13 protein-coding genes are annotated in these 15,541 nt (G+C 69.9%); 9 read left to right on the top strand and 4 right to left on the bottom strand.

Going from position 1 to position 15,541, the window contains the following annotated elements; translation table 11 throughout:
• The first annotated feature begins 93 nt into the window (after positions 1 to 93).
• From fliF to MYA_RS13735, 6 genes are read left to right on the top strand one after another with little or no spacing between them, the layout of a single operon-like run.
• Positions 94 to 1,857: a flagellar basal-body MS-ring/collar protein FliF gene (gene fliF, locus MYA_RS13710; protein WP_014723838.1), complete on the top strand. Its 1,764-nt coding sequence runs from the start codon at positions 94 to 96 to the stop codon at positions 1,855 to 1,857.
• Entirely contained in the window at positions 1,847 to 2,842 is a 996-nt protein-coding gene (fliG, locus tag MYA_RS13715) for a flagellar motor switch protein FliG (RefSeq protein ID WP_011886303.1), read from the top strand. The genes fliF and fliG overlap by 11 nt, the downstream gene beginning before the upstream one ends.
• Entirely contained in the window at positions 2,835 to 3,515 is a 681-nt protein-coding gene (fliH, locus tag MYA_RS13720; RefSeq protein WP_011886304.1) for a flagellar assembly protein FliH, read from the top strand. Before fliG ends, fliH begins: the two co-directional genes overlap by 8 nt.
• A complete protein-coding gene (gene fliI / locus MYA_RS13725; RefSeq protein ID WP_014723839.1) occupies positions 3,509 to 5,038 on the top strand; it encodes a flagellar protein export ATPase FliI in 1,530 nt (509 codons plus the stop codon). The genes fliH and fliI overlap by 7 nt, the downstream gene beginning before the upstream one ends.
• Positions 5,039 to 5,043: 5 nt before the next feature.
• The gene (gene fliJ, locus MYA_RS13730; RefSeq protein ID WP_011886306.1) at positions 5,044 to 5,502 is read left to right on the top strand and encodes a flagellar export protein FliJ; all 459 of its coding nucleotides are present in this window, start codon (positions 5,044 to 5,046) and stop codon (positions 5,500 to 5,502) included.
• Between the two features lie 31 nt (positions 5,503 to 5,533).
• Positions 5,534 to 6,946: a flagellar hook-length control protein FliK gene (locus MYA_RS13735; RefSeq protein WP_014723840.1), complete on the top strand. Its 1,413-nt coding sequence runs from the start codon at positions 5,534 to 5,536 to the stop codon at positions 6,944 to 6,946.
• Positions 6,947 to 6,969: 23 nt separating this feature from the next.
• Here MYA_RS13735 and MYA_RS13740 read toward each other — a convergent pair whose 3' ends face one another.
• Positions 6,970 to 8,610, bottom strand: a complete 1,641-nt coding sequence (locus tag MYA_RS13740) for a GMC family oxidoreductase (protein WP_014723841.1) — start codon at positions 8,608 to 8,610, stop codon at positions 6,970 to 6,972.
• A gap of 720 nt (positions 8,611 to 9,330) precedes the next feature.
• Between MYA_RS13740 and MYA_RS13750 the strand changes: the two genes are divergently transcribed.
• Positions 9,331 to 10,773 (top strand): coniferyl aldehyde dehydrogenase, encoded by a 1,443-nt coding sequence (locus MYA_RS13750; RefSeq protein ID WP_014723843.1) that lies wholly within the window; start codon positions 9,331 to 9,333, stop codon positions 10,771 to 10,773.
• Positions 10,774 to 10,812: 39 nt separating this feature from the next.
• Here MYA_RS13750 and MYA_RS13755 read toward each other — a convergent pair whose 3' ends face one another.
• Positions 10,813 to 11,844, bottom strand: a complete 1,032-nt coding sequence (locus MYA_RS13755) for a serine/threonine protein kinase (RefSeq protein ID WP_011886310.1) — start codon at positions 11,842 to 11,844, stop codon at positions 10,813 to 10,815.
• Positions 11,845 to 11,893: 49 nt separating this feature from the next.
• Positions 11,894 to 12,106, bottom strand: coding sequence for a hypothetical protein (locus tag MYA_RS13760; RefSeq protein ID WP_011886311.1), 213 nt, complete (start codon positions 12,104 to 12,106; stop codon positions 11,894 to 11,896).
• Positions 12,107 to 12,845: 739 nt separating this feature from the next.
• Between MYA_RS13760 and MYA_RS13765 the strand changes: the two genes are divergently transcribed.
• Entirely contained in the window at positions 12,846 to 13,727 is an 882-nt protein-coding gene (locus MYA_RS13765) for a DMT family transporter (protein WP_014723847.1), read from the top strand.
• Between the two features lie 291 nt (positions 13,728 to 14,018).
• Positions 14,019 to 14,204 carry a hypothetical protein gene (locus tag MYA_RS13770; RefSeq protein ID WP_011886314.1) on the top strand — a complete coding sequence of 62 codons (186 nt, stop codon included), beginning with the start codon at positions 14,019 to 14,021 and terminating at the stop codon, positions 14,202 to 14,204.
• Positions 14,205 to 14,335: 131 nt separating this feature from the next.
• On the opposite strand, the gene mgrA is transcribed toward MYA_RS13770, so the two are convergent.
• Complete coding sequence (gene mgrA / locus MYA_RS13775; RefSeq protein ID WP_014723849.1) at positions 14,336 to 15,379, bottom strand: L-glyceraldehyde 3-phosphate reductase; 1,044 nt, start codon at positions 15,377 to 15,379, stop codon at positions 14,336 to 14,338.
• Positions 15,380 to 15,541 lie beyond the last annotated feature (162 nt).

Below are 15,541 nucleotides of genomic sequence, written 5' to 3' on the forward strand. Positions count from 1 at the left end.
GGAGTCGCGCTCCGGTCCCGATAATCGCATCGTGTCATTGTCCGTCCGCTCGCCTGAGCGGCTCAGTCGTCCCGCTCCGGAGAAACTCCTCGCATGGATTCGCAGGCCAACTCGCTGATCAACCCCGACGCTCGCACGGGCCTCGCCGGCCCGGTGCCAGGCGCAACCGCGGCCGCCGCGTTGCCGGGCGCGGGCGCTGCCGGCGCTGACTTCGGGTTCGGCGGCTTCGCGGAACGGATTCCGGGCATCGCACGGATGAAGGGCAACCCGAAGCTGCCGTTCCTGATCGCCGTCGCGTTTGCGATCGCCGCGATTACCGCCCTCGTGCTGTGGAGCCGCACGCCCGACTATCGCGTGCTCTACAGCAACCTGTCCGACCGTGACGGCGGCGCGATCATCGCCGCGCTCCAGCAGGCAAACGTTCCCTACAAGTTCGCCGACGCCGGCGGCGCGATCCTGGTGCCGTCGAACCAGGTGCACGAAACGCGGCTGAAGCTCGCGGCGATGGGCCTGCCGAAGGGCGGCTCGGTCGGCTTCGAGCTGATGGACAACCAGAAATTCGGCATCAGCCAGTTCGCCGAGCAGGTGAACTACCAGCGCGCGCTCGAAGGCGAGCTGCAGCGCACGATCGAATCGATCAACGCCGTGCGCGGCGCGCGCGTGCATCTCGCGATCCCGAAGCCGTCGGTGTTCGTGCGCGACAAGGAAGCACCGAGCGCGTCGGTGTTCATCGACCTCTACCCCGGCCGCGTGCTCGACGAGGGCCAGGTGCAGGCGATCACGCGAATGGTGTCGTCGGGCGTGCCCGACATGCCGGCGAAGAACGTGACGATCGTCGACCAGGACGGCAACCTGCTGACGCAGCCCGCCTCGGCGTCCGGCCTCGACGCGAGCCAGCTCAAGTACGTGCAGCAGGTCGAGCGCAACACGCAGAAGCGCATCGATTCGATCCTCGCGCCGATCTTCGGCACCGGCAACGCGCGCTCGCAGGTCAGCGCGGACATCGATTTCTCGAAGCTCGAACAGACCTCGGAAAGCTACGGCCCGAACGGCACGCCGCAGCAGGCCGCGATCCGCAGCCAGCAGACCAGCAGCGCGACCGAACTCGCGCAGGGCGGCGCGTCGGGCGTGCCGGGCGCACTGTCGAACACGCCGCCGCAACCGGCGTCCGCGCCGATCGTCGCGGGCAACGGCCAGAGCGGGCCGCAGTCGACGCCGGTGAGCGACCGCAAGGACCAGACGACCAACTACGAGCTCGACAAGACGATCCGCCACGTCGAGCAGCCGATGGGCAACGTGAAGCGGCTGTCGGTCGCGGTGGTGGTCAACTATCAGCCGGTGGCCGACGCGAAGGGCCACGTGACGATGCAGCCGCTGCCGCCCGCGAAGCTCGCGCAGATCGAGCAGCTCGTGAAGGACGCGATGGGCTACGACGAGAAGCGCGGCGACTCGGTGAACGTCGTGAACAGCGCGTTCTCGACCGCGAACGACCCGTACGCCGACCTGCCGTGGTGGCGCCAGCCGGACATGATCGAGATGGCGAAGGAAGCCGCGAAGTGGCTCGGCATCGCGGCGGCCGCGGCGGCGCTCTACTTCATGTTCGTGCGCCCGGCGATGCGCCGCGCGTTCCCGCCGCCCGAGCCGCCCGCGCCGGCGCTCGCGGCGCCGGAGGACACGGTCGTGCTCGACGGCCTGCCCGCGCCGGAGGCGGCCGCCGAGCCCGATCCGATGCTGCTCGGCTTCGAGAACGAGAAGAACCGCTACGAACGCAACCTCGACTACGCGCGCACGATCGCCCGCCAGGATCCGAAGATCGTCGCCACCGTCGTGAAGAACTGGGTGTCCGATGAACGCTGAAGGCCTGAACAAGAGCGCGCTCCTGCTGATGTCGATCGGCGAGGAAGAGGCCGCTGAAGTATTCAAGTTCCTCGCGCCGCGCGAGGTGCAGAAGATCGGCGCCGCGATGGCCGCGCTGAAGAACGTCACGCGCGAGCAGGTCGAGGAAGTGCTGCAGGAGTTCGCGCGCGAAGCGGAGCAGCACACCGCGCTGTCGCTCGATTCCGGCGACTACATCCGCTCGGTGCTGACCAAGGCGCTCGGCGAGGACAAGGCCGGCGTGCTGATCGACCGGATCCTGCAGGGCAGCGACACGAGCGGCATCGAAGGCCTGAAGTGGATGGATTCGGCCGCCGTCGCCGAGCTGATCAAGAACGAGCATCCGCAGATCATCGCGACGATCCTCGTGCACCTCGACCGCGACCAGGCGTCGGAAATCGCGTCGTGCTTCACCGAACGGCTGCGCAACGACGTGCTGCTGCGGATCGCGACGCTCGACGGCATCCAGCCGGCCGCGCTGCGCGAGCTCGACGACGTGCTGACCGGCCTGCTGTCCGGCAGCGACAACCTGAAGCGCAGCCCGATGGGCGGCATCCGCACCGCGGCCGAGATCCTGAACTTCATGACGAGCCATCATGAGGAAGGCGTGCTCGAAAACGTGCGCCAGTACGACGCCGATCTCGCGCAGAAGATCGTCGACCAGATGTTCGTGTTCGAGAACCTGCTCGACCTCGAGGATCGCGCGATCCAGATGGTGCTGAAGGAAGTCGAATCCGAGACGCTGATCATCGCGCTGAAGGGCGCGCCGCCCGCGCTGCGCCAGAAGTTCCTCGCGAACATGTCGCAGCGCGCAGCCGAGCTGCTCGCCGAGGATCTCGACGCGCGCGGCCCGGTGCGCGTGTCCGAAGTCGAGACGCAGCAGCGCCGCATCCTGCAGATCGTGCGCAACCTCGCCGAGAGCGGCCAGATCGTGCTAGGCGGCAAGGCGGAAGACGCATATGTCTGATGCCGCGCGCGATCGCGCCACGCTCACCGCGTACCAGCGGTGGGAGATGGCGTCGTTCGACCCGCCCCCGCCGCCTCCGCCGCCCGACGACGCGGCCGCCGCGGCCGCCGCGCTCGCCGAGGAACTGCAGCGCGTGCGCGACGCCGCCCATGCGGAAGGCCACGCGGCCGGCCACGTCGACGGCCAGGCGCGCGGCTACCAGGCCGGCTTCGAGCAGGGCCGCGAGCAGGGCTATGCGGCCGGCCAGGCCGAAGCCCGCGAGCAGGCCGCGCAGCTTGCCGCGCTGGCCGTATCGTTTCGCGAGGCCGTGTCGCAGGCCGAGCACGATCTCGCGTCCGATCTCGCGCAGCTCGCGCTCGACATCGCGCAGCAGGTCGTGCGTCAGCACGTGAAGCACGATCCCGCCGCGCTGGTCGCGGCCGTGCGCGACGTGCTCGCCGCCGAACCGGCGCTGTCCGGCGCCCCGCATCTCGTCGTGAATCCGGCCGACCTGCCCGTCGTCGAAGCCTATCTGCAGGACGATCTCGACACGCTCGGCTGGAGCGTGCGCACCGACGCGTCGATCGAACGCGGCGGCTGCCGCGCGCACGCCGCCACCGGCGAGGTCGACGCGACGCTGCCCACCCGCTGGCAGCGCGTCGCCGCCGCGATCGGCAAGGTGAGCACGTGGTGACGCGCTCGCCCGAGCAGCTCGCGCACGACGGCTTGACGCCGCTCGAGCGCGAACTCGCGCTCGCGTCGTTCGGGCCCGAGGGCGCGCCGGGCGCAGAGCCCGCCGCCGCGAGCGCGCCGGCCGACACGCAGCACGCGCCACACAATCCGCACCTCGAACATTGGCGCGCGCATCTGCACACGCTCGCGACGCGCAGCCAGCGCGCGCTGCCGCTGCGGCCCTGCGGGCGCCTCACGCGCGCGGCGGGGCTCGTGCTCGAAGCGATCGGCCTGCGGCTGTCGGTCGGCGCCGAATGCACGATCGAGCTGCCGCCCGGCAGCACGCTGCCGTACGCGCAAGCGGAAGTCGTCGGCTTCTCCGGCGAGCGCCTGTTCCTGATGCCGACCACCGACGTGGCCGGCGTGTTGCCCGGCGCGCGCGTGTGGCCGCTCGAAGCCGCCCCCGTCGCCGATCCGCTCGCGGGCGCGAAACGGCTGCCGGTCGGCTGGGAAATGCTCGGGCGCGTCGTCGACGCGTCGGGCCGCCCGCTCGACGGCCTCGGCCCGCTCGCGGCGAAGGTCGACGCGCCGCTGTCCGCGCCGTCGATCAACCCGCTCGATCGCGAACCGATTCATCACGTGCTCGACGTCGGCGTACGCGCGATCAACGGCCTGCTCACCGTCGGCCGCGGGCAGCGCATGGGCCTGTTCGCGGGTTCCGGCGTCGGCAAGTCGGTGCTGCTCGGCACGATGGCGCGCTACACGAGCGCGGAAGTGATCGTGATCGGGCTGATCGGCGAACGCGGCCGCGAAGTGAAGGAATTCATCGAGCAGATCCTCGGCGAGGACGGCCTCGCGCGCTCGGTCGTCGTCGCGGCGCCGGCCGACGTGTCGCCGCTGCTGCGGATGCAGGGCGCCGCCTATGCGACCTCGCTCGCCGAATATTTCCGCGACCAGGGCAAGCACGTGCTGCTGCTGATGGATTCGCTGACGCGCTACGCGATGGCGCAGCGCGAGATCGCGCTGGCGATCGGCGAGCCGCCCGCGACCAAGGGCTATCCGCCGTCGGTGTTCGCGAAGCTGCCCGCGCTCGTCGAGCGCACCGGCAACGGGCCGGAAGGCGGCGGCTCGATCACCGCGTTCTACACGGTGCTGACCGAAGGCGACGACCAGCAGGACCCGATCGCCGACTCCGCGCGCGCGATCCTCGACGGCCATATCGTGCTGTCGCGCTCGCTCGCCGAGGCCGGCCACTATCCGGCGATCGACATCGAGGCGTCGATCAGCCGCGCGATGACCGCGCTGATCGACGAAGGGCATCTCGATCGCGTGCGGCAGTTCAAGCAGATGCTGTCGCGCTACCAGCGCAATCGCGACCTGATCGCGGTGGGCGCCTATGCACCGGGCCGCGACGCGCAGCTCGACCGCGCGATCGCGCTCTACCCGCGCATCGAAGCGTTCCTGCAGCAGGGCTTTCGCGAATGCGCGCCGTTCGCATCGAGCCTCGCCGCGCTCGATGCGCTGTTCGACGAATACGGAGGCTGACGCCGATGGCACATGGATTTCCGTTGCAACTGCTGCTCGACCGCGCGCAGGAAGACCTCGACGCCGCGGCCAAGCAGCTCGGCACCGCGCAGCGCGATCGCAGCGCGGCCGCCGAACAGCTCGACGCGCTGCTGCGCTATCGGGACGAATACCACGCGCGCTTCTCGCAGTCGGCGCAGCACGGCATGCCGGCCGGCAACTGGCGCAATTTCCAGGCGTTCATCGATACGCTCGACGCGGCGATCGCGCAGCAGCGCAGCGTGCTGGCCGCGGCCGAAGTGCGCATCGACGAGGCACGCCCGAACTGGCAGCAGAAGAAGCGCACCGTCGGCTCGTACGAGATCCTGCAGGCGCGCGGCGTCGCGCAGGACGCGCAGCGCGCAGCGAAGCGCGAACAGCGCGACGCCGACGAACACGCCGCGAAGATTCTGCGCATGCGGGCCGACGCGGCCCGTTCGGCCTAACCGCTCAACGCTTTCGAACCAGAGAATCGTCATGCTCCCTCTTCCCCTGCTCGGCGCCCTGATCGACACCGCCGGCGCCGCCATCAAGGCCGTTCGCAACTCGGGCTCGTCGGCCGCATCCGCCACGCCGGCCGCGTCGGCCGGCAACGATTCCGCCAGCGGCCCGGCCGCCGTGCCGTTCGCGCAGACGCTCAAGCAAAGCGTCGCCAGCCGCCACGACGCCGCCAGCGGCGACACGTCGGATGGCGCGACTTCATCGGCCGCGTCGACGTCGGCGCCGAATTCGTCGACCTCGGCCGCCGGCACGAACCCGTCGAAGCCGTCCGGCAACCACGACGACAAGTCCACCGACGACGCGAACGCGACGCCGAACCCGGATGCGGCCGCGCTGGCCGCGGCCGTCGCCATGCAGGCGCAGTTGCAGGCGCGCGTGGACAATCCGGCGGCGGCCGCAGCGGATGCCGCGGCGACGGCTGCCGGCGCCGCCGCGCTCGCCGGCACGGCGGTCGCAGCGGGCCAGCCCGACGCGACGGCCGCGCTCGCACATCAGGCCGGCACCGATGCCGCCGCCACGCCGGTCGCGCCCGCCGCGGCCCGCGATGCGCTGCAGGCCGCGCTCGCGAAGCTGAGCGGCGACGCGGGCGCGATCGCGCTGCCCGCCGGCGCCGCGGGCACGTCGTCGGCGGCTGCGCCGACGGCCGCAGGCGCGCAGTCCACGCCGACCGTCCCGACCTTCGACCGCACGCTCGCGGACGCGAAGGGTGCGCTCGCAACGCAACAGACACCCGCGCAAGCGGCCGCCTCGGCGCTGCAGGCCGGCGCGGGCGGCCAGTCGGCCGCGCAGCATGGATTCGGGTCCGGCGAACAGGCCGCCAGCCCGGCAGCCGATGCGACGGCGGCCGCCGCCACCGCAGCGGCCACGGCCGCGGCTGCGGCACAGGCGAACGTGCAGGCGTCTCCGGTCGCCGGCTCGATCGCCGCGGCCAATGCGCACGTGCTCGCGCCGCACGTCGGCACCGCGGACTGGACCGATGCGCTGAGCCAGAAGGTCGTGTTCCTGTCGAATGCGCATCAGCAGAGCGCCGAGCTCACGCTGAACCCGCCGGATCTCGGGCCGCTGCAGGTCGTGCTGCGCGTGGCAGACAATCATGCGCACGCGCTGTTCGTGTCGCAGCACCCGCAGGTGCGCGATGCCGTCGAGGCGGCGCTGCCGAAGCTGCGCGAAGCGATGGAAGCGGGCGGTCTCGGGCTGGGCAGCGCGACGGTCAGCGACGGCGGCTTCGGCTCGCAGCAGAACGCGCAGCAACAGGCCTTCGCCGGCGGACGACCGTCGTCGCGCGCACGCGCCGGATCGTCAGGCGCCGACGCACCGCTCGACGCCGCGCCATCCGCAGCGGCCGCCGCAACCGTGAGCCGCGCCGGCCTCGTCGATACGTTTGCCTGAGCATCGCGTGCGCTGACCGGCGCTCAGCGGCCGTGCACGGCCGCGACCGCCGCGCTGCGCGACGCGCTGCCGTTGCGCGCCGCGACGATGAAGTCCGCCGCGCGCTCGCCGATCATCACCGACGGCGCATTCGTGTTGCCGCCGATCAGCGTCGGCATCACCGACGCATCCACGACCCGCAACCCGTCGACGCCGCGCACGCGCAGTTGCGGATCGACGACCGCCCGCACATCGGAGCCCATCCGGCAGGTGCCGACCGGATGGTAGATCGTGTCGGCGTGCGCGACGATCGTCGCGCGCAGCTCGGCGTCGCTCTGGTCTGGCCGCGTGTACAGCTCGCGGCCGCCTTGCGACGCGAGCGGCGCCTGCGACAGGATCCGCCGCATCGCGTGCGCGCCGCGCACCAGCAGGTCGAGATCGCGCGTATCGCTGAAGAAGCGCGGATCGATCAGCGGCGCGTCGCGCGCATCGCCGCTCGCGAGCGCGACCGTGCCGCGGCTGAACGGACGCAGCGCGCACACGTGCAGCGAATAACCGAACCCCCAGTGCATCTTGCGGTTGTGATCGTCGACCAGCGCCGCGCAGAAATGCAGCTGCAGGTCGGGACGATCGAGCAACGGATCGCTCTTGATGAAGCCGCCGGCCTCCGCGACGTTGCTCGTCATGATCCCCGTGCGGCTCGACAGGTAGCGCGCGAGCGCGGGCGTCATCTTCGCGATGCCGCGCAGACAGATGCCGACCAGCTCGGACGAATTCACGCGCGTATTGACGATGAAGTCGATGTGGTCGCTCAGGTTCGTGCCGACCTCCGGCGCATCGTGCACGACCGCGATGCCGTGCCGGCGCAGCTGTTCGACCGGACCGATCCCCGAGCACATCAACAGTTGCGGCGAGTTGAACGCGCCGGCCGACAGGATCACCTCAGCCCGCGCGCCGAGCGTCTCGACGCGCCCGTCGCGCGACACCACGACGCCGACCGCGCGCTTGCCGTCGAAGCCGACGCGCAGCACCGTCGCATCGGTGATCACGTGCAGGTTCGGCCGGTTGCGGCCGTAGATGTACGCCCGCGCGACGCTGCAGCGCGAGCCGTCGCGATGCGTGACCTGGTAGAAGCCGACGCCTTCCTGCGTCGCGCCGTTGAAGTCGTCGTTCAGCGGATAGCCGGCCGCATGCGCGGCCTGCACGAATCGTTCGGAGAACGGATTGCGGAAGCGCAGATCGGAAACCGTGAGCGGACCGTCCGCGCCGTGCCATGCGTCGGCGCCGCGCTGGTTGCCTTCCGCGCGGCGGAAATACGGCAGCACCTCCTGCCAGCCCCAGCCCGTCGCGCCGAGCGCCGCCCACTCGTCGTAGTCGCCCGGATGGCCGCGCGTGTAGATCATCGCGTTGATCGCGCTCGAGCCGCCCATCCCGCGGCCGCGCGGCTGATAGCCGCGGCGGCCGCCGAGGCCCGGCTGCGGCACCGTCTCGTAACCGTAGTTGGTGCCGAGCTTGAACGGCACGAGCGCCGCGATGCCGACCGGCATGTTGACGAGCAGATTGCGCTCCGTGTGCGAGCCGGCTTCGATCAGCGCGATCGTCGCATCGGGGCAGGCGTCGGCGAGGCGGCCGGCGAGGCTCGAGCCGCCCGAGCCCGCGCCGACGATGATGTAGTCGTATTGCACGTCACGTCTCCTTCGTGTCATGAACGGCGCCCGGTTCGGCCGGCTCCCGCTTGTAATGTTCGGGCATTGTAGGAACGGCCATCGCGCGCGCGGCAGGTCCATTAAAGAGCGATTCCTCTAAACGCACGCGTGAACTAAATTTAAGATGTGTCGATCGATGCGACGCGATGCAACGGCCGCCAGACGCCGCGCCGTCGCAAAACTGGGGAGACGACGATGCAGCGCGAAGCTCTGCGAGCCGCGTGCCGACCGGATGATCCGATCGCGCCGCGCGCCGCCCGCATTTCAATTCAAACGGACGCCACCACGGCGACGTGCTGCAGCCGATGCAGCAGCAGCCGAAATCGAACGACGTCGCAGATGGCCGACCGTTTGGACGGCCCGTCGAGCGAGCGGCGGGTCGCGCGTGCACACACGCATCTGCCCATGCTGCGCGACTGCGCTTCGCCGCACCGGCGAGCGCCCGACGCGGCCGTCCGCGCTTGCCACGACGATCGGCTCGCGCCGCCTGCGCGCACCGCGTCGCCCCGGTTCCGCATCCGGATACCGTCGCGCGGACGCGACGCTTGCCTGCCGCTTCATGCCGTTTTCGCTCACCCGACGCATCCGGCCCCACGCCGCGTCGCGCATGCGGCCCCGACCCGACCCGCCACGCTCGCCGAGCGCACACGTGCGGCCTGACTGCTGGCCGACCCGCCACGCTCACCTGGAGAACACGCGATGAAGAACGACCTGCCCGAACTGGCCCCGCAAGCGCTGCCGTCGCTCGATGCGCTCACGTCGCTGCTGCGCGATCAGCGCGCGGCTTACCTGCGCGCCCCGTACCCGGAATGGGACACGCGCGCGCAGCACCTGCGCGCGCTGCGCACGATGCTGATCGAGCACGCCGATGCGCTCGCCGATGCGATCAGCGCCGACTTCGGGCATCGCGCGAAACAGGAGGTGCTGCTGTCGGAAATCTGGATGGCGAAGGAAGAGATCGACGATGCGCTGAAGCACGGCAAGCGCTGGATGAAGCCGATGGCGAAGCGGATGAACAAGTGGCTGCGGCCGGCGCGCGCCAAGGTCGTGCCGCAGCCGCTCGGCGTGGTCGGCATCGTCGTGCCGTGGAACTATCCGGTGCTGCTCGCCGCCGGCCCGCTGATCTGCGCGCTGGCCGCCGGCAACCGCGCGATCGTCAAGATGTCCGAGCTGACCCCGCGCACGTCGGCGCTGTTCGAGCAGCTGATCGCGAAGACCTTCTCGCGCGACCACGTTGCGGTCGTGAACGGGGATGCGGAGCTCGGCGCCGCCTTCAGCGCGCTGCCGTTCGACCATCTGCTGTTCACCGGCTCGACGCACGTCGGCCGCCACGTGATGCGCGCCGCCGCCGACAACCTGACGCCCGTGACGCTGGAACTCGGCGGCAAGTCGCCGGCGATCATCGGCCCGAATGCGCGCTTCGATGCGGCGGTCGACGCGATCATCGGCGGCAAGACGCTGAACGCGGGGCAGACCTGCATCGCCCCCGACTACGTGCTGCTGCCGCGCGGGATGGAAGGCGCGTTCATCGAGCGCGCGCGGGCGCGCTTCGCGAAGCTGTATCCGGACCTGTCGAACAACGGCGACTACACGACGATCGTGTCGCCGCGCCACTACGCGCGGCTGCAGCAGCTCGCGAGCGACGCGCAGGCGGCCGGCGCGCAACTGCACCCGCTGTCGGATGCGCCATCCGATCCCGCGTCGCGCCGCTTCGTGCCGTGCGCACTCACGCACGTGCCGGACGCGTCGCAGGTGATGCAGGAGGAAATCTTCGGGCCGCTGCTGCCGCTCGTGCCGTACGAACGGCTCGACGAGGCGATCGGCTACGTGAACGCGCGGCCGCGGCCGCTCGCGCTGTACCTGTTCGACGAGGATCGCGGCACGATCGACCGCGTGCTGCGCGAAACGATTTCAGGCGGCGTGACCGTCAATGAAACGCTGATGCACATCGCGTGCGGCAGCCTGCCGTTCGGCGGTGTCGGTGCGAGCGGGATGGGCGCATATCACGGCTACGACGGCTTCGTGACGTTCTCGAAGATGAAGCCCGTGCTCACGCAGTCGCGGCTGAACACGCGCGGGCTGATCGCGCCGCCGTACGGCAAGCGCTTCGCCGCGGTGATCCGGATGATGCTGAAGTTCTGAGCGGCGGGGGCGGCGCGGCGCGGTTGGCCACCCGCGCGGTCACACGGGCCAGAGCGGCCCTTCCTGCATCGCGCCGATCTGCTCGCGCAGCTCGAGTACGCGCGCTTCCCAGTAGCGATGCGTGTTGAACCACGGAAACGCCGCGGGAAACGCCGGATCGTCCCAGCGACGCGCGAGCCACGCCGCGTAATGGATCAGGCGCAGCGTGCGCAGCGCCTCGATCAGATGCAGCTCGCGCGGCTCGAATTCGCAGAAATCCTCATAGCCGGCGAGCAGGTCCGCGAGCGCGCGCGACGCGCCTTCGCGATCGCCCGGCAGCAGCAGCCAGAGATCCTGTACGGCCGGCGCCATCCGGCTGTCGTCGAAGTCGACGAAATGCGGGCCGGCATCGGTCCACAGCACGTTGCTCGGATGGCAGTCGCCGTGCGTGCGCAGCATGCGCACGTCGCCCGCGCGGTCGAACGCGGCCTCGACGCCTTCGAGTGCGAGCGCGACCGCCGTCTCGTACGCCGGCCGCACATCGTGGGGAATGAAATCGTGCGCGAGGAGGTAGTCGCGCGGCTCGTAGCCGAACGTGCCGATGTCGAGCGCCGGACGCGCGACGTACGGCTGCGTCGCCCCGACCGCATGAATGCGGCCGATGAAGCGGCCGAGCCATTCGAGCGTGTCGCTGCGGTCGAGGTCCGGCGCGCGGCCGCCGCGACGTTCGAAGATCGAGAAGCGAAAGCCGCCGAACGCGTGCAGCGTGCGACCGTCGAAGACGCGGGCAGGCACCGCCGGAATCTCGCGCGCGGCGAGTTCGGCGACGAACGCGTGTTCTTCGAGGATTGCGTCGTCCGACCAGCGCGCGGGCCGGTAGAACTTCGCGACGACGGGCGGGCCGTCCTCGATGCCGACCTGGTAGACGCGGTTCTCGTAGCTGTTGAGCGCGAGCAGGCGCCCGTCGGTGCGCAGCCCGGCCGGCATCAGCACGCTGTCGAGCGCGTCGAGCACGCACTCGGGCGTGAGGCCGGCGAACGGCGGGCCGGCGGGAGCAGCGGAGGCGGAAGTAACGTCTGTCATGCCCCGCATTGTGCCGTCAGCCGCGCCGAAACACGAGCGTTGGCTGCGATGCGTGGACTCAGTGGATCGCGGCGCCGGCCGGCAGCACGGATTCGCCGGTGTCGATCAGGTCCTCGAGAAAGAACGGCTCGGTGTTGAGTTCCTTCGACTCGCCCGGTACGCCCGCGTACCAGGTCACCATGGCCATGTCGCCCAGAACGCGCTGAACGATGCCGCGCGCGCCCTTCGGCACTGCGATATGGGTAGTGCAGACAATCGACCCGACATGCATGATGGTTCCCCACTCTTGAAACTTGAAACCCGGCTCGCGGACGAGCCGGCAAATGCACGATCCGCGCCGCCCTCGCCGGGGATGTTGCGCGTGATCCCATTGTTCACGGTTTATCGAAGCGCGAAAAGAAGAAGAAGCGGGTGAAGTGCCGCGAATTCGTCGAATGTCTCCAATCAACCACTGCGTCGTGCGCGCGCTTGCACGCCCGATCAACCCCATCATACCCTGTCGCACGTGACCGTCCGCGGAAAGCGCCCGGCGCGTGCGTCACGCGTGTCGCGCCGGGGAACCGTGCGATGCGCGACGTGCCTGCGATGGTTGCGCGGCCGCGTGCACGACGATCGCGACCGTCGTCGGATCGCGTACGGCTGGCTCGCGGGTGTGCGGGGTGTTCTCATACCCCGTTGCGCTGGACGGCCGCCTCGCGGTACCTTTCACGTTCATTCGCATTCGAACGCATTTCGACACGATGCATTCGCTCACGTCCACACCTGCAGAATCCTGGCCGCAGCTCGACTCGCGGCCGCAAGCGTGCGCGCATTCGTCGGCTCCCCCTCCGCCTGTCGCAACGCCGCTCGTCGGCGCCGCGCCGCCGCCACCGGCGACGCGCGCCGGCTGACCAGCCGGTATTCCGCTTTCCATCCGCCCGCGTGACACACGCGGTACGCGCTCGCGTATCGCGTATCGCACGTCTGCGCGCGGCATGGAACGTCTCGATCCGTTCGACAGGTGAATTCACATGATTTCGTTCAAACGCGCGCTCGCCGCGCATGGCGCAACGTCGCTGTTCGTCCTGCTGTGGAGCAGCGGCGCGATCTTCGCCGAACTGGGGCTGCGTCACGCGTCCGCGTTCGTTTTCCTCGCCGCGCGCTTCGCGCTCGCATCGCTCGTGCTCGTCGTGCTGGCCTGCGTGCGCGGACGCTGGCTGCCGCCGCGCGGCGAGCGCCGCATGGCCGCGCTCACCGGCTTGCTGATGATGGGCGGCTATTCGATCTTCTATCTGCTCGCGCTCGAGCGCGGGATCGCGCCCGGCGTGCTCGCGACGATCCTCGGCGTGCAGCCGATCGTCACGCTCGCGATCGTCGAGCGGCGCTGGCAGCCGATGCGCGTCGCGGGGCTCGGGCTGTCGCTGGCCGGGCTGGCGCTCGTCGTATGCCGCGGCGTCGGCGACGCGGGCATGCCGCTGACGGGCGTCGCGTGCGCACTCGCCGCGCTCGTCGCGCTGACCGTCGGCGCATTGCTGCAAAAACGCACGCGCGCGGCGCCCGCCGACGTGCTGCCGTTGCAGAACGCGATCGGCCTCGCGCTGTGCGTCGCGATCCTGCCGTTCCAGCGCGTGTCGCTCGAGCCGGGCTGGGCATTCGTCGTACCGTTGCTGTGGCTGGGCATCGTGATTTCGGTGATCGCGCAGCTGCTGTTCTATCGGTTGATGCAGCGCGGCGATCTCGTCGACGTGACGAGCCTGTTCTATCTCGTGCCCGTCGTCACCACGCTGATGGACGCGTTGTGGCTCGGCCACCGCCCCGCGCCGCTCGCGCTCGCCGGCATGGGCGCCATCGTCGCGGGGCTCGTGCTCGTGTTTCGCCCGTCGGCACGTCGGCCGCGCCGCGGCCGCGCATAGCCGACACGGGCCGCTTACCGGGTCGACATCGCCGGTCCCGGACTGCGCTTTCGCGCAAACCGAAAGCAACGGGAAAGACTGGCGCAAGGCATTCGTCCGATTCGCGGCGAAACGGGCGACATTCAGGCGTTTTCCCGCTGCTTTTAATGGTTCGGATAGCGAAAAACGCGGCGCGGTTGCCTATACTCGAATTGTCCGGCCCGCTTGCGAGCGGGTCGGCCCCACATTAGAAATACCGGGCATGGGGCCGGTGCAGGCGCGTGCCTGTGCCGGCCGACTACGGAGACACGCATGACCACCTATTTCACGATCGGCGACTTCATCCTGTTGATTCCGATGGCGCTGGCCGGCGCGCTGTTTCTCGGCGCGGTGCCGTGCGCCACGCAGTTCCGCCACAACCTGCTGCGCGTGCTGGGCGTGATCCTCGGCGTCGGCGTCGCGGTATTGCTCGTCGAAGGGCTGCCTGCGCTGCTGTAGCAACGCGCCCATTGCGTGCGGTTCACGTCGCTGCATCGCAGCGACGCAGCGGCTCGCGCGCAGTTGCCGCGCAGTTATCGCGATACGGCGCCCGATGTTTCGGAGCCGGTATCGCGTGCCGATGCAACCGGTCAGATCGCCTGATCGGTGGACGGCTTTTCCCACAGATTGATCCCGCCTTCGGTCGCGTAGCGATCGATTTCAGCGAGTTCGTCGGCCGAAAATTCGAGGTTCTTCAGCGCGCCGACGTTTTCACGCACCTGCTCCGCCCGGCTCGCACCGATCAACGCCGACGTCACGCGCTCGCCGCGCAGCACCCATGCAAGCGCCATCTGCGCGAGGCTCTGGCCGCGCCGCTGCGCGATCGCATCGAGCTTGCGCACGTGCTCGAGGTTCGCCGCGCTCAGGTGATCCTGCTTCAGCGAACCGCCGCCCGGCTTGTTCACGCGCGCATCGGCCGGCACGCCGTTCAGGTATTTCGACGTCAGCAGCCCCTGCGCGAGCGGCGTGAACGCGATGCTGCCCGTGCCGAGCGCATCGAGCGTGCCGAGCAGTTCGTGCTCGACCCAGCGGTTGAGCAGGTTGTACGACGGCTGATGGATCAGCAGCGGCACCTTGTACCGGGCGAGCAGTTCGGCCATCTCGCGCGTCTTCGCGGCCGAGTACGACGAGATGCCGATATACAGCGCCTTGCCCTGCTGAACCGCCGATGCGAGCGCGCCGGCGGTTTCCTCGAGCGGCGTATGCGCGTCGAAGCGGTGCGAATAGAAGATGTCGACGTAGTCGAGGCCCATGCGCTGCAGGCTCTGGTCGAGGCTCGCGAGCACGTACTTGCGCGAGCCGCCGCCGCTGCCGTACGGCCCCGGCCACATGTCCCAGCCGGCCTTCGTCGAGATCAGCAGCTCGTCGCGGTAGGGCCGGAAATCCTCCTTCAGCAGCCGGCCGAAGTTGATTTCGGCGCTGCCGTACGGCGGCCCGTAGTTGTTTGCGAGGTCGAAGTGATTGATGCCGAGGTCGAACGCGGTGCGCAGAATCTCGCGCTGCGTCGCGATCGGCGTCGTGTCGCCGAAGTTGTGCCACAGGCCGAGCGACAGGGCGGGCAATTTGAGCCCGGATTTGCCGCAGGTGCGGTATTGCATGTCGGCATAACGTTCGGAAGCTGCTTCGTAGGCCATGAGTCGGTTCCGTCTGGACGTCGGGGAAGGGACGCGCGCCGCGCGCAGACATCGCGCGACGGCGGCGAAGGACACGTACGGCGTTCATGGTAGCGAACGTGGCCGAAGCGCGCACGGCCATGGACGCGCCCGCGCGCGTCGCCTACACTGCGGCGTCTCGAA

Source organism: Burkholderia sp. KJ006 (genome assembly GCF_000262695.1).
In the GTDB taxonomy this organism is placed as follows: domain Bacteria; phylum Pseudomonadota; class Gammaproteobacteria; order Burkholderiales; family Burkholderiaceae; genus Burkholderia; species Burkholderia vietnamiensis.

What these genes read in the sequence shown, in the direction of transcription:
- MYA_RS13770 (WP_011886314.1), top strand. Translation starts at nt 14,019, where the DNA reads ATGACCACCTATTTCACGATCGGCGACTTCATCCTGTTGATTCCGATG.
- fliH (WP_011886304.1), top strand. Translation starts at nt 2,835, where the DNA reads ATGTCTGATGCCGCGCGCGATCGCGCCACGCTCACCGCGTACCAGCGG.
- fliJ (WP_011886306.1), top strand. Translation starts at nt 5,044, where the DNA reads ATGGCACATGGATTTCCGTTGCAACTGCTGCTCGACCGCGCGCAGGAA.
- MYA_RS13760 (WP_011886311.1), bottom strand. Translation starts at nt 12,106, where the DNA reads ATGCATGTCGGGTCGATTGTCTGCACTACCCATATCGCAGTGCCGAAG.
- MYA_RS13750 (WP_014723843.1), top strand. Translation starts at nt 9,331, where the DNA reads ATGAAGAACGACCTGCCCGAACTGGCCCCGCAAGCGCTGCCGTCGCTC.
- MYA_RS13755 (WP_011886310.1), bottom strand. Translation starts at nt 11,844, where the DNA reads ATGCGGGGCATGACAGACGTTACTTCCGCCTCCGCTGCTCCCGCCGGC.
- fliF (WP_014723838.1), top strand. Translation starts at nt 94, where the DNA reads ATGGATTCGCAGGCCAACTCGCTGATCAACCCCGACGCTCGCACGGGC.
- MYA_RS13735 (WP_014723840.1), top strand. Translation starts at nt 5,534, where the DNA reads ATGCTCCCTCTTCCCCTGCTCGGCGCCCTGATCGACACCGCCGGCGCC.
- MYA_RS13765 (WP_014723847.1), top strand. Translation starts at nt 12,846, where the DNA reads ATGATTTCGTTCAAACGCGCGCTCGCCGCGCATGGCGCAACGTCGCTG.
- mgrA (WP_014723849.1), bottom strand. Translation starts at nt 15,379, where the DNA reads ATGGCCTACGAAGCAGCTTCCGAACGTTATGCCGACATGCAATACCGC.
- fliG (WP_011886303.1), top strand. Translation starts at nt 1,847, where the DNA reads ATGAACGCTGAAGGCCTGAACAAGAGCGCGCTCCTGCTGATGTCGATC.